Source organism: Paraburkholderia sp. EG286B (genome assembly GCF_040965655.1).
Taxonomy (GTDB): domain Bacteria; phylum Pseudomonadota; class Gammaproteobacteria; order Burkholderiales; family Burkholderiaceae; genus Paraburkholderia.
Genome location: NZ_JBFRCF010000027.1, coordinates 1 through 13,597 on the forward strand (window position 1 = coordinate 1; position 13,597 = coordinate 13,597).

12 protein-coding genes and 1 pseudogene are annotated in these 13,597 nt (G+C 60.4%); 7 read left to right on the forward strand and 6 right to left on the reverse strand.

Annotated features, from left to right (window positions below):
• The first annotated feature begins 808 nt into the window (after window positions 1-808).
• The 7 genes from AB4Y42_RS36665 (at window position 809) to AB4Y42_RS36695 (ending at window position 9,391) form a co-directional block, all read left to right on the forward strand.
• Complete coding sequence (locus tag AB4Y42_RS36665; RefSeq protein ID WP_368696930.1) at window positions 809-1,789, forward strand: hypothetical protein; 981 nt, start codon at window positions 809-811, stop codon at window positions 1,787-1,789.
• A gap of 199 nt (window positions 1,790-1,988) precedes the next feature.
• Window positions 1,989-4,139, forward strand: a complete 2,151-nt coding sequence (locus AB4Y42_RS36670) for an iron-containing redox enzyme family protein (protein ID WP_368696931.1) — start codon at window positions 1,989-1,991, stop codon at window positions 4,137-4,139.
• Window positions 4,061-5,230 carry an inosamine-phosphate amidinotransferase 1 gene (locus AB4Y42_RS36675; protein WP_368692866.1) on the forward strand — a complete coding sequence of 390 codons (1,170 nt, stop codon included), beginning with the start codon at window positions 4,061-4,063 and terminating at the stop codon, window positions 5,228-5,230. The genes AB4Y42_RS36670 and AB4Y42_RS36675 overlap by 79 nt, the downstream gene beginning before the upstream one ends.
• Before the next feature lie 19 nt (window positions 5,231-5,249).
• Window positions 5,250-5,942: a LysE family translocator gene (locus AB4Y42_RS36680; RefSeq protein ID WP_368692867.1), complete on the forward strand. Its 693-nt coding sequence runs from the start codon at window positions 5,250-5,252 to the stop codon at window positions 5,940-5,942.
• A gap of 48 nt (window positions 5,943-5,990) precedes the next feature.
• Window positions 5,991-7,832: a carbamoyltransferase gene (locus AB4Y42_RS36685; RefSeq protein ID WP_368692868.1), complete on the forward strand. Its 1,842-nt coding sequence runs from the start codon at window positions 5,991-5,993 to the stop codon at window positions 7,830-7,832.
• A 30-nt stretch (window positions 7,833-7,862) separates the two neighbouring features.
• Window positions 7,863-8,063, forward strand: a complete 201-nt coding sequence (locus AB4Y42_RS36690) for a hypothetical protein (protein WP_368696932.1) — start codon at window positions 7,863-7,865, stop codon at window positions 8,061-8,063.
• Complete coding sequence (locus tag AB4Y42_RS36695) at window positions 8,036-9,391, forward strand: aspartate aminotransferase family protein (RefSeq protein ID WP_368692870.1); 1,356 nt, start codon at window positions 8,036-8,038, stop codon at window positions 9,389-9,391. Before AB4Y42_RS36690 ends, AB4Y42_RS36695 begins: the two co-directional genes overlap by 28 nt.
• On the opposite strand, the gene AB4Y42_RS36700 is transcribed toward AB4Y42_RS36695, so the two are convergent.
• From AB4Y42_RS36700 to AB4Y42_RS36725, 6 genes and pseudogenes are all read right to left on the reverse strand, one after another.
• On the reverse strand, window positions 9,369-10,355 hold the full coding sequence (locus AB4Y42_RS36700; RefSeq protein WP_368692871.1) for an aromatic/alkene monooxygenase hydroxylase subunit beta: 987 nt from the start codon (window positions 10,353-10,355) through the stop codon (window positions 9,369-9,371). The two genes, AB4Y42_RS36695 and AB4Y42_RS36700, sit on opposite strands and share 23 nt — an antisense overlap.
• A gap of 237 nt (window positions 10,356-10,592) precedes the next feature.
• Window positions 10,593-10,697: pseudogene (locus AB4Y42_RS36705) on the reverse strand (IS5/IS1182 family transposase); the annotation flags it as partial.
• Window positions 10,698-11,066: 369 nt separating this feature from the next.
• The gene (locus AB4Y42_RS36710) at window positions 11,067-11,381 is read right to left on the reverse strand and encodes an MmoB/DmpM family protein (protein ID WP_368692872.1); all 315 of its coding nucleotides are present in this window, start codon (window positions 11,379-11,381) and stop codon (window positions 11,067-11,069) included.
• Between the two features lie 19 nt (window positions 11,382-11,400).
• Window positions 11,401-11,736, reverse strand: a complete 336-nt coding sequence (locus AB4Y42_RS36715; protein ID WP_368692873.1) for a Rieske 2Fe-2S domain-containing protein — start codon at window positions 11,734-11,736, stop codon at window positions 11,401-11,403.
• Window positions 11,737-11,743: 7 nt separating this feature from the next.
• On the reverse strand, window positions 11,744-12,004 hold the full coding sequence (locus AB4Y42_RS36720; protein ID WP_368696933.1) for a toluene-4-monooxygenase system B family protein: 261 nt from the start codon (window positions 12,002-12,004) through the stop codon (window positions 11,744-11,746).
• 24 nt (window positions 12,005-12,028) lie between these two features.
• Complete coding sequence (locus tag AB4Y42_RS36725) at window positions 12,029-13,534, reverse strand: YHS domain-containing protein (RefSeq protein WP_368696934.1); 1,506 nt, start codon at window positions 13,532-13,534, stop codon at window positions 12,029-12,031.
• Between the last annotated feature and the right edge of the window lie 63 nt (window positions 13,535-13,597).

The following is a 13,597-nucleotide window of genomic DNA, read 5'->3' on the forward strand; positions in this document are numbered from 1 at the left end:
CAGAGCTTCACACCGAGCTGTTACCGGCTCGGCATGTCCGGGTAGGGAACGGTTGATGGAACAACCGGTTTCATCAGGTCATACCTTCTCCAGTGAAACAGAAACTCAAGCGACTTTCAGGTCGCACATGTACATCCAGGCCCACGTACTTGCTAAACTTGTTCATGACCTGCCCCCTCAATGCGGCTCTGAGCCGCGGAGTAACCGACCTCAAGCTTAATCCGCGTACCTTGAGGTGCGGCAGGTCCATACATGATGTCTAGACTAGACATAGTTATTATTTATCGCATTTTTTCGTCGGACCAGCGAATCGATCAGTTGATGAAGATGGCAGGCAACCAATCACCTTGAAGAAGCAATACTGTCTTTTTCATTGCGAATATTCTACCGCGCTCTCCATCAACCTAGCGGGCCATTAACATCAATACATTTGATGTCGTTATTCTGGTCGTTCCACCCGCCCGCATGGCATCATTCAGACTCAGTCAGTGTTGCCCGTGCCAGTGATTTGCGGAAAACGCAGGCAGTATTGGAGCCAGTGAAGGTGGAGGCCTAGTAACCTTTTTGCGGTAAGAATTATCTATGAGCAGAAAAAAGAGAGTGTTTTGCGGCGGGCTGTTGGCCGCTATGCTGAGGGGTAGTGCACGCTGGTGCCGCGAGTGACATTTGCGCCATTCAGAATCCGTAGTATTTAATATCGATGTATTACGTTATCCATAAAGAGTTTTTTGTGCGGGTTGCAATTTTATTGATAGTCCATTGATCGCCTGCCTGTGTATAACCTGAGGGAGCGTTAATGAGTGCAAGATTGGAACTGACGCCGCAAATGGCGGGCTACGAGAGGAAATTCACCGACGCAGGCGAGGTGCGGTGGTTGCCGTACATGATGTACTTCCATCCGGTCAATTACCGTTCCTCAGTGGTCAATACGGACTGTAGCGGATTTCGTTACTCCGATCGCGGCGGCATCCGCTCTTCGGTTTCCGATCACGCGGGCATGCACTCGGCCCGCCTGCTTGCCGGCAGCTCGACGGTGTTCGGCATCGGCGCGAGCGCCGATCGTTGGACGTTGTCGTCGCGGCTCTCTGAGAACGATCAGCGCGCCGCGCCGTGGCTCAACTTTGGCGGGCGCAGCTTCAACTCAGCGCAGGAGGTGATCCTCCTCACGCTCTATCGGCACTTGTTGCCGAAAATCGAGGAGATCGTGCTGTTCTCTGGGTTCAATAACCTCGGGCTCGCACGGCAGCCCGCCCGCAACCGTCTCGAGCACGGAGCGTTTTTCAACTGCGGTCAGTTCTTCGACGCGTTCAGTTCCGAGCCTGTGGCTGGCAAGCGCAAGGGGTGGCCGCTCTTCGACCGCGCCCGCGATGCCGAGCCGCCGCCTCCGATGGTCGACCAGATCGATTTCGCGGCGGACCTGACGCTGCGCCACCTCGACGTGTGGCGCGCGATCGCGGCAGATCTCGGCGCGAAGCTCACCTTCATCCTTCAGCCGCTGGCGGGCTGGGTGCGTGCGAAGGGTTGCCCACAGGAGGAGGCTCTCTTCGCGGAGCTTGATCGTGTTGGCCGCTTTAGCGACGCCTACGGCGATATCCTGCATCGCGATGTCTGCGCCGCCTACGCGGCGAAGCTCGAAGAAGGTGCGAAAAAGCTCGACGTAAAATTCGTCAACATCACGCCAATCATTTCGGAAACGCTTCAGCCCGATCAATGGCTCTTTGTCGATCGTATCCACTTTACGGATCGGGGGCATGAGTTCGTTTCGAAGCTCATTCTTGATGCCATTTGAAAGGAGGAGTCATGCGTCTCATCAAACGTTTGTTGGCTCATTGGTTCTACAAGAAAAAGAAGAAGGCCGATTCGTCGATCTATCCGATGTTTTAACCGCTTGAGCGGTCCCCGCGGAAAGAAAGGCGGCTCTCGGGTTGCCGTCCGGATCGTTACACCCTCAAGGGACAAATATGTGGCGAGAGATTTATCGACAGGCGATGGATCCAGAGTCGTTTCTGGATAGCGACGGCATCGTTGCGCTAACGAAGTTTGACGGATTGTCCGATGCGCCGAGCGGGGCGGATTGGCGTTCTCTCGCCGGGAATATTGGCGCATGGAGCACTACGCGGCACGCCGACTATCTGCGGATTTACGACGAGGCTCGGCGCACGGCCGGTATCGGAGTGTTCGTCGGCACGCTGCTCGTTCAGTCGACGCCGCTCGCCTCGTCGCTCGGCTGCTGGCTCCAGGGAATGAGCGCGCCCGGCGTGTTTGAGGACGAAGTGCATCTACGCATGATGGCGCTCTTTGCAGGCGACGTCGGTGTCGGCCTACCGGAGGCGTCGCGCTACGACCACTTTAAGGCGTTGCTGCGGCAAGCCGGCCACTCGCGCTTCGCGCTTGAGCCCTTCGAGTTGTCGACACTGCCGGCGATTCGCGACGAGGCGTTTCGATTGCCAGCTCTCCTGCTTGCGATGAGCCGTCGAAGCGACGCGTTCGGGCCAGAGCTCGCCGGCATCGATCTCGCATTTCGCGCGATGGGGCTGGCGCCTTGCTGGACTGCGCTGCGCGATGCGCCGGGGGTCCTATTCGATTCACATGGGCTAGATCTGCGCACGTTCGTCGGTCTCACGGACGAGACAGCGGCGCAGCCGATCTCGCAATGGGTCGTCGAACGGTTCGTCGCGCGAAGCGAGAAGTGGCGCCAGCGCATTGAGCGCGCGATCGCATGGGCGGGCGTTGCACTGCGCGAGTGGGACGACGTCGTGATCGAGGCCGCGGGACGTGCAGTGTCGCCGCGCGCGGCGATGGCCCAGCTAATGCGGGCGAGGGCGCGCGAAGGCGCCGTCTATCATCACGAGTACCGGCTCGAGGGCCGCGCCTTGGCCGAGTGGTTCGAGGAAGCGATGCATAATCCGCTACCGCTCGTTGATGCGCTCGCGAGAAGCCGACTTGTCGTGCCAGGGTTTGCCGACCGCAGCCTTCTCGTCACAACACTGATTGGTCCGAGCGGCCGAATGTTTCGTGTGTTCAGCGACGACGACCTCGCGATCATCAGGCGCTGGATCAACTGTTTGCCCGAGTCGCGGCTTGGGTCGCCTGAAGCCGTGCGCGACGCACAGCCGGCCCTCGCAGGCGCCGGCCCCTGTACCCCGGCTATCGCTCCCTGCGTCGACGACATCGCGCGCAGCCTCGCGCCCTCGAATTTGCGCGACCTCTACTTCGCACTGCAGGGCCGCGCGATGGCGCCTCGCATGCAGCGGCTTGCGATCGACTATGCCAACCGCTGGATCGCCCGCGCGAGGCGCTCCCTGAATCGTTCGCAACGCGGCTTGCCGCGCGCTTGGCGCGTCGGCGCGCTGCGCGAATGGCTGCTCGATCAGCACGACCTGCAAGGACTCGAGTTCGTGCGGAGCGACCCTGAGGACATGCCGTCGCGCGAAGCGGTGGTCGACTCCACATTGCAGCTTGCGCCACTTACGCTGATCGACGGCTCGTGGCTACAGGGCTTCAGCGACTGGCGCCTCGCCGCGTCGCAGGTCGGCTTCGCGTTGTTTCAAACGTACTGGGACGAACTCGGCAACGGCTGCTATCAACTGAACCATCCGAGGATCTTCCGCGACGGCCTGCGCGAAATGGGTATTGAGCTACCGCCGACGGGCACGCGTGCGTTCGCATACGATCCTCGCTTGCGGGACGAGTCGTTCCGGTTGCCAGTTTACTGGCTCTGTCTCGGCAAGCTGCCGCGCAGATTTATGCCGGAAATCCTCGGAATGAACCTCGCGATGGAACTTTCCGGCGTCGGCGGCAGCTATCGCTCCGCACGGCGCTTTCTCCGACACTACGGCTTCAGCACTGACTTCGTCGACATTCACAACTCGATCGACAACGTGTCGGCTGGTCATTCGGCGTGGGCTGTCGACGCCATCGACGTGTACATGCGACAGGCCGCTTCGATTGAGACGGGCGCGGCGCGTGCGAGCTGGGAAAGGATCCGCGTCGGCTACGAATCGCTTGCGCCGTTGCCGAGCCGCGGCGAACGGCTGCTCGGTGCGTTGGGGCTGCGGCCTTGGATGCGTATCGCGACCGAAGCCGACAGCGCGCCACTCTTGCTCAATCAGCACACTCCGGTCGCGGCGTCCGCCTGAGCGCCGCACGGGATTTCGATTTCAATTCAACCAAGCATGGAGAAACGATGTCGCTCGTCAACGTACATAACGAATGGGATCCGCTCGAAGAGATGATTGTCGGGATCGCGGACGGCGCGCAAGTGCCGCGCGCCGATCCGGGACTCTTCGCACTCGATTACGCCGACCATCATGAGCGCGCTGACCAGATTCCGTCCGGACCGTATCCGGCGCATGTGATCGCCGAGGCGAACGAAGACCTCGACAGGTTCGCGCTGTTCCTGCGCAGCCAAGGCGTGACGGTCAGGCGTCCCGAGCCGGTCGATCATACGGCGGCGTTCGGCGCACCGGGCTGGCAGACTGACGGCGAATACAACTATTGCCCGCGCGATGTGCTGCTACCTATAGGCGACCTGATCATCGAAGCGCCGATGACGCTGCGAAGTCGCTACTTCGAATCGCATGCCTATCACTCGCACCTGCTCGACTACTTCGCCAGCGGCGCCAAATGGATCTCGGCGCCTAAGCCTCGCTTGCCCGACAGCGCGTATCGCGTCAAGCCCACCGACGGCGAGATCCTTGCCAATGACGAACCGATCTTCGATGCGGCAAACGTGATCCGGATGGGGCGCGACATTCTCTACCTTGTCTCGCGCAGCGGCAACCGGCTCGGGTACGAATGGCTGCAACGTACGCTCGGGGAGGGTTATCGCGTGCATCCGATCGAGGGAGTCTACGACGGCACGCACATCGACACTACGATTACGCTCGTGCGCCCGGGACTCGTTGTCCTAAGTCCCGAGCGGATTTCGCGCGCGCAGGTGCCAGCGATTTTCCGCAACTGGGAAGTAGTCTGGTGCCCGGGGATGGTTGATACCGGCTACTGCTGGTCGTATCCACGCGCATCGATCTGGCAGGGAATGAACTTCATCATGGTCAACCCGTCGCTTGCCGTGGTCAATGACCGGCAGATCGAGCTGATCCGTGCGTTGGAAAAGCACCGCATCGACGTTGCGCCGCTGCCAATGCGGCATGCGCGCAGCTTGAGCGGTGGGTTCCATTGCGTGTCGGTCGACGTCCGCCGCCGCGGCCAACTCGAAGACTATCGCTGAGCGCCCACGAGGAGCGGCAATGGACTATCTGTCGATCATCCTATTCGTAATTTCGACCTGTGTGACGCCGGGGCCAAACAATGTGATGCTGATGTCATCCGGTGTCAACTTCGGCGCGGCGCGCACAATGCGCCACGTCGCGGGGATCAATGTCGGCTTTCCGCTTATGCTGACTGCGGTCGGGCTCGGGGCGGGGGCCGTCTTCCGCCGCTTCCCGGCGCTGCACGACGTATTGCAGTTCGCCGGCGCCGTCTACATGCTGTACCTCGCATACCGGATTGCGACGTCGCCGACGGTGAACTTCGATGCGAAGGCGGCATCGCCTCTAGGCTTTCTGTCGGCAGCATTGTTCCAGTGGATCAATCCAAAAGCGTGGGTAATGGCGGTCGGCGCGGTGCTCACTTATGCGTCGACATCGGACTCGTACAGGTTGGACGTACTCGCGATCGCGCTACTGTTTTTTGCATTCGGCTCGCCGTGCTCGATGGTATGGGTGCTCTTCGGGACGTTCCTACGTCGCTTCTTGACGAAACCGCATGCCTTGCGCGCATTCAACATTGCGATGAGCGTGGTGCTTGTTGCGTCGCTTGTACCGGCTCTCGCCGGACTCGTCAAGAAAGGGCGAAGCGACGCGTTCGCACATCTGTCGCAGCAGCCTGCTGACGGGCGCGCCGAGACACCGCGAGCGCAGCTCACAAGGCCGTCGTACTGACGCGCACCCCTCGTTTTTTGAAATCGATCTACGGACGGTCCTTCTCGCATGGCCAACCATATTCTGGGCATCTCGGCGTTTTATCACGACAGCGCGGCCGCTCTAATCAGTGATGGCGTACCTATCGCGGCGGTGCAGGAAGAACGTTTCACAAGGATTCGCCACGATAGCGGATTTCCGGCGAACGGCATTCGCTATTGCCTTGGCGAAGCGGGCATCCAGCTAGACGATCTCGCCGCGATCGTCTACTACGAAGACCCGAAGGAAAAATTCTCACGCGTCATGTCGTCGTTTGCGAGCGCCGGCATCGGCGGCGCAGCCGCGTTTTCACGCACCATGCCGGAATGGTTGCGCTGGAAGCGCCGCGTGCTCGAACACGTCGACAAGGAAATCGCCCAGCTCGGCTGCGGTTGCGCGCCGAAGGTCGTCGCTTGTCGGCACCATCGTTCGCACGCGGCGGCGGCGTTCTTTCCCTCGCCGTATGAGCGGAGCGCCGTGCTCTGTATCGACGGAATCGGCGAATGGCATTCGACGACCGTGTGGCGCGGGTCGGGCACGTCGCTTGAGCTCTGCAACTCAATCTCGTATCCGCACTCCGTCGGATTATTCTATTCGGCATTCACGTATTACTGCGGGTTCAAGGTCGATTCGGGTGAGTACAAGCTGATGGGGCTCGCGCCGTACGGCAAGCCGGTCTACGCCCAGAAGATTCGCGACGAGCTGATTCACATCCGGCCGGACGGCTCGTTTACGCTAAATATGCGTTATTTCGAGTACCTGAAGGGCGACCGGATGATCGGCGAGCGATTCGAGCGGCTTTTCGGCGGCCCATCCCGCAAGCCGGAAAGTCCGATCTCGCAGCGCGAATGTGATCTGGCCGCGTCGGTACAAAAGGTGACCGAGGAGCTCGTGCTCGGTCTCGCCAGATCTGCCGTCGAGCAGACCGGCGAGCGGAATCTGTGCCTCGCGGGCGGTGTCGCGCTCAACTGCGTCGTAAATGGTGTGTTGAGCCGTTCCGGCGAATTCGATTCGATCTGGGTCCAGCCAGCAGCCGGCGACGCGGGCTGCGCGCTGGGCGCTGCGATGGACCTCGCGGTCGGACTCGACGGTCGCCCGCATCTCGCCGCGAGCGGTTCAGACGCGATGCGCGGCGCGCTGCTTGGACCAAGCTTCAGCGATGATGAGATCGCTGCGTTCCTGGACGCAAACCGGTACTGCTACAAGTCGTTTGAGGGCGATGCCCTCTATGACGAGGTGGCGACGCATATCGCCAACGGGACCGTGGTTGGCTGGTTTCAGGGTCGAATGGAATTCGGTCCGCGGGCACTTGGTGCGCGTTCGATCCTCGGCGATCCGCGCGATCCCGAAATGCAACGCAAAATGAACCTTAAGATCAAATACCGCGAGTCGTTCCGGCCCTTCGCGCCCGCCGTACTTCTCGAGGATGTGACACGCTACTTCGACTCGCGCGAAGAGAGCCCCTATATGCTGATCGTGTCTCAGATCGCCGATGCGATCAAGACCGATGTCACACGCGGCCCCGGCGATTATCGCCGCGGCCTCGGCAGCATCAACGACGTGCGGTCGACATTGCCCGCGATCACGCACGTCGATCTGTCCGCGCGCATCCAGACCGTGAGCACGCAAAACAACGCCCCGTTCACGAAGCTGTTGCTCGCATTCAAGCGCAGAACGGGCTGCTCGGTGCTCGTTAACACGTCGTTCAACGTACGCGGCGAGCCGATAGTCTGCAAGCCAGAAGAAGCATACGCGTGCTTCATGCGCACGGAGATGGACGTGCTCGTGCTCGGTTCGCATGTACTCGTGCGAACCGAGCAGCCAGCGTTTCAGGAAGCGACCGACTGGCGCGTCGAGATTCCGCTCGACTGAGCCAGTGTCGAAACTCGAAAGGAGAAGGCGATGCTGCTCAGAGTGCTGTTCTATTCGCTGCACATGCTGGTGCTCGTACCTGTAGGCTGGTTGCGTCGGATCGGCAATTCTTCGCGTTTCAGCCCGAGCTTTCATCGCGCGCCCACATCATGGGATCGCTGCTACCGTCTTGACCCACCCAATGAAAACTGGGAAAAAATGCCATGTCGGCGCTCGTATACAAAAATCTGAACTCATCCCCGATCGTCGCAGTGAGGGGCTCGGGTGTCTGGATCGAGGATGCTTCGGGCAGGCGCTATCTGGATACGTGCGGAGGCGTTGCCGTCTCGAGCCTCGGCCATGCGCATCCGCGCATCGTCGCGGCGATGGAGCGCGAGGCGCGCAAGATTGCGTGGACGCATGCGGGCAGCTTCACTACGCCCGCGGCGGAGGAGTTGGCCGAGCGGCTGGTCGCGGCGTCGAATGGGCTCGCGAAGGCGCAGTTCCTGTCAGGTGGCTCAGAGGTGATGGAACTCGCGATGAAGATCGCCTATCAGTATCAGTGCGAGCGCGGCAAGCCGTCGAAATCGATCTTCATCGCGCGCCGACAAGGCTATCATGGCAGCACGTTGGGGACGCTCGCGATCTCCGGCAATCCACAGCGCCGCTCGGTGTTCGAGCCGCTGCTGCCGCGCGCCGAGTTTGTGTCGCCGTGCTATGCCTACCGGCACCGGCGCGCGGGTGAGAGTGATGAGCAGTACGCGGGCCGCCTCGCACAGGAGCTCGACGACAAGATTCGCACGCTTGGCGCGGAGAACGTCGCGGCGTTCGTCGCCGAGACGGTAGTCGGGTCAACCAACGGCGCGGTGCCTCCTGTGCCGGGCTACCTGAAGAAGATCCGTGAAGTCTGCGAACGTCATGACGTGCTTCTGCTGCTCGACGAGGTGATGGCCGGCATGGGGCGGACCGGTTTAGTGTACGCCTATCTCGAGGATGGCGTCGTTCCTGATCTCGTGGCAATTGGCAAGGGTCTCGCGGCCGGCTATCAGCCGATCGCCGCGGTACTGATGTCGGCCGCCGTGCACGATGCGATGGCACAGGGCACGGGCGTGCTCGGCAATGGGCAAACGCACGTAAATCACCCGTTCGCGTGCGCCGTCGCGCTCGAAGTGCAGCGCACAATAGAAGACGATCATCTGCTCGACGCAGTCGTCGTGCGCGGGCATCAGTTGCGCGCACGGCTGAAGGAGCGATTCGCAAATGTCGAAATCGTCGGGGACGTGCGGGGCCGGGGGCTGTTTGTCGGCGTGGAGTTCGTCGAGGACCGCGATTCAAAGGCACCGTATACTGGCGGCGCGACGTTCGCTGCGCGGCTCAAGCGGGAAGCGCTCCAGCACGGCCTGTTGATCTATCCGGGCTCGGGTACCGCTGACGGCGTGGAGGGCAACCATGTGCTGTTCGCGCCGCCTTTCATCTCGTCGGCGTGTGAAATCGACGAAATGGCCGAACGTTTCGAGGACATCGTGCGGGCATGCATGGGCCGGCTCGTGCCGACACTCATATACCGACGGAGCCCCTGAACTCGCGCGTGGCCGCTTTCGCGTGCGCACTGGCGTCCGGTGAGTCGGGGAGCGCAACGCACCACGCCGCGATAGCTTTGTCGGCGAGCGATTCCCACTTGCTCACCCAAGCCGTCAGCACCGCGCGGTTGTTTTGCTCCTCAAGCGCCATGCGAACGAGTTCGGCGGCCCATCGCCGATGGCGCTGTGCATCGATCAACTGCGCATCGGTGATGAGGCCGAGCAGCGTATCGCCGTTGTGCCGCGCAGCCACTCCGAGGCTTCGCAAGACTGTTTCTTCCACCGCCGGGCGCGCGACGAGGTTCAGCGCGGCGAAGCTCTCCGCCCAGTCCCATGCTGTGAGTGCGTGCTCGACGAGCTTGCGCCAGCCCTGCCATGCTGGATCGTCCTCCCAGTAGTACCGCTCGTCAGTGCCGAAGCCGAGGTCGCCGAACGTCTGCGACAGCTCTTTGGTGCGATACGCCGTGTGAGTGAGCCAGCGCAGAGTGTCCGCTGTCTGGTAAGCAGCGCAGTTTGAGATCGTGGAAGCGGGCGCCATCTGGGTCAGATATGCCGAGCCCATTTGCAGTGCATGGAACAGGAAGCGGGAGGGCGTGTAGTGGCGCGCGAGCGTGCCCGCCCAGGTGCGTGCGAGCATGGTGTCGTGACCGCGTGCGGAGAACTGGTCTAGCAGCCCGAAGGCATACGTTTCCTGCCCGTCCTGGAGCATGTTGTAGGTGCGGTAGACGAGCTCGTCAGGATCGCGGAACGCATTCCAGTCGGGCCGAGTAAGCGGGGAAGCATTGCGGTTTCGCTTGAACCATTGCGCCATTTCGAAGTTCGGATCGAGCTCGAACGGCGCATCGGGATTGTCGGTCGTGTAGTGCAAATTGGTCGTGACGATCTCGTACTCGCTTGGCTTGCGCCGCCGGGCCGCCAGATGGCTCCATGTTTTCAGTGGCTTGAGGACTTCGGGTTGCGTCATGATTGTCTCCAGTTAAGGAAGGGTTGCAGAGGTCGCTTTCGGAGCGGTGATCCTCCACGCTCATCGCAGTCTGAACGGCGACGACATTCTTGTGTGGAGATTTCCCGGCAGAGTCACCCGTCAGTTGCCGTGCCGGTGAAACATATAACTGCACGGGCAGATCTTCAGTGTTTCGCAAAGCTCTGCGCATCATCCATAAATCGCTAAGAGCAGACCGCGTCGTGGTCTGGACGGCATTTTCACCAACCCCATATAGCGGGCCCTCGCATAGCCGAACTGTCGCTTGATGATGGGAAAGGGATGTTCAATCTTGGCAGGGATCTTTGCCTTGAGGCGGTCGATCTTATGGTGTATAGCGTCCAGACAATCGCTCTGGTTCAGTGCACCATGCCGCCCTCGAGACCCAGCAACTCGCGATACTGCGCCTCTTCCATTGCAGGGTCCGACAGAGCGAACCTTTGCTCCATAAACCGAATTTGCGGCATCGTCGCGATCGGGAAAAGCGGTCGTCCGTTTTTGCCTGGCGCATAGACGCGGCTCGATCAGCGCAAATCGGCTCCGACCAAGGTACCACGCCGCATCGTGTCGAGAGATTCGGAGGCTTGGTTGAAAGATCCAGGGAACTGCGACATTACACTTCTACCCAACTAATTCGCGATGCTTCCAAGAGAGCTGAACGGGCGTCAATGCCAGGACTCCAGCTGACCTTCCTTAAAGCGTCTTTTCGTAGTAAAAACGCACATACTCGTCGGTCGTCTCGATGCGGCCCGCGAACGAGCTGAGATTGACTTCGAGTTCGGACATCCTGAACGGCCGACCCAGCGCTCCCTCCAACGTCGAGCGGCATAGGATCAGTTCGCCGTCCGCGTCGATGCGCACATATGCGAGCTTGTCGTCCACGCGGATCGCCTTGCCGGGGTTGTCCTCGTGCGCGGCTTCGATGACGCCGGCCGTGATTCTGCTCGCGCGAAGCACCGGACCCACGCGGTTGTTACGGTAAGCTTCGGCGGTCTTGTCAATGTTCATGTTGTGTTCCCCTGCGGACTCAGGAATGGGCAAAGAGCGCATGAACGCCTTCTACGGCAATCAGAACATCGTCGCCTTGGAGCTTCACGGCATATTCGGCGAGACGGCAGTCACCCGGATTGATTCCTTTGCCCGTATTTGCGTCGAAGGTCCACTGATGAGCCCGGCACGTCAGCACGCGGCCATCGAATTTTCCTTCAACGAGCTGAATGTCGTGGTGCGGACAAATGCCCTGAAAGCCGCGCGGCTCGCCGCCTTCGGGACGTACCAACACGATCACGTGGCCATCCACTTCCACCTCGGTCATCTCCGCCTCCCACAGGTCATCGAGAGTGCAAACTTTCCGAAACTTCATGTCGCCCTCAATCATCGCAAAAGATGAATTCCAGCGTTTCCATCGGCTTGATGTCGGTCTCGCCGAGTTTCGCGTTGCGCGGATAGAACTGCTTGCTACCTTGGCGGCGCACGCGGATCACCTTGTCGGGTTGAGGCGCTACTCGCCGGCCCACCGAATGATGAGATGCTGCGGCGGCGATCTCGTCCATGGAATTGTCGGTATCCACGGTTACGAGCTGCAATACAAAGTCGTACTGAAAATTAGAAATCACAGGGACAAGAGCCATATCGCCCTCCATTGAATCGCGGCTTCATGCAGACTTTTCTTCGTAAAGCTTGTTGCAGTACGCCTTGACCCACGCGTAATGGTGCGCGTCATCGCCACTTTCGCCCGGGGCGAGTTCCATGTACTTCAGCGCACCCGTCAGGTCGGGTGGCTGGATCTTCCCAGCCAGTAGGCGATCAACGAGCGAGAGGTGATTGCGGTAGCGAGCGGGGTCCTGCTGGAACACCCAGCGATCAATTTCCGAGTTGAAGTGATACGTGCGGCCGTTGTAGTCGAGCGGATGGTCCTTTACATTCCAGCCATTGCCAGGGATCGCGCAGATAGGCAACTGGCTCATGTTGCAGATGATCGGCAGCGTCTCGGAAACGGTGAGCTCAGGCTTGCCGGTAAGCAGGTTATCGACTATGACATCCCACACTTTGCCGAACGTGTCGTTCCAGCCGGGATATTTTTCTTCGAGCCAGTCGCGGCACTCAGGTGTTATGCCGGCAGCAGGATTCCACCACACGGTAGGCCGCCAGAACCAGATAGCCAATTGATACGCATGGTGCTGGTAGTCGAACTCGCGAATGATCTGTTCCCAGTACCATGGCAGGTCGAGTCCGAGGTCGATCAGAGTGCGTTCGAACTGACCTACGATCCATTCCCGCATGAATTCCTTGAACGACTGCTTGCGATGCACGAGTGGCGTGGCGTAATCCATCGAGGAGCCCGTGAGCAGGCAGAACAGACGCCACGCGCGCGCGATCGCGACATCAACGAGCTTTTGAGCTTGCTCTTTACGGCCGTTGGCAATCAGGATCTGCAAGGCGGGACCCCCGATTTGCGCATGGCGCGACTCATCTGTCTGAATGCTGGAAATCAGGCTTGCAAAAGTGTAGTCGCCCGCTTCGGCGGCATTGGCCGCGAGGCCGAGAAACTGCATGTTGGTAAAACCCGTTTCGAACGCGAAGGTTAGCATGACCGCGATTTCGATCGCACTGCGCGACATGAACAGGTCATCGAACGCGCTGCGCGCGGCAATCGCACCCCACGCGTTGGTGTGATACGCCTTGTGGGCCCAATCGAACTGGCGATCCTTGGGACAGTAGTCGTGAGGGAAGTAGAGCTGCAACTGACCATGACGATTCTCGTCGAGCATGCCGAAGGTGGCCATATTGCGCATGCCGGGCGCACGGCCGAAACGTACCATTCGGGCCTCGGCGCTCATCGCCGCATATTCGCCGAGCGCAATTGCACCGTAGTGCGCCTTCAGAATGGAGAGCCACCCCGGATCGACGTCCTCGAACATGCGGCTACGCTCAAGTGCCTCCTTGACTGAATATGCGCCAGCATCCTTCTCACGCTGGATGCGCACATACTCGGGATACGACGTCTTGTAGGGCTCGTCGTAGGTTTCCCAACTCGCCATGGGAATGCCTTGCGCCCCAGACATGAGATCGGGAAAGAGCTCTGACTCCGTCACATATCTTGAGGTCCAGTTGGTGGCACGTGCAATGTCATACCATGCGGCTCGTTCCAGTAACGCCATCGTGACGCCTCCTTTTGGAATGGGCGATGCGTCTTCCCGGCATGGTGCACACTCCACCGGGCG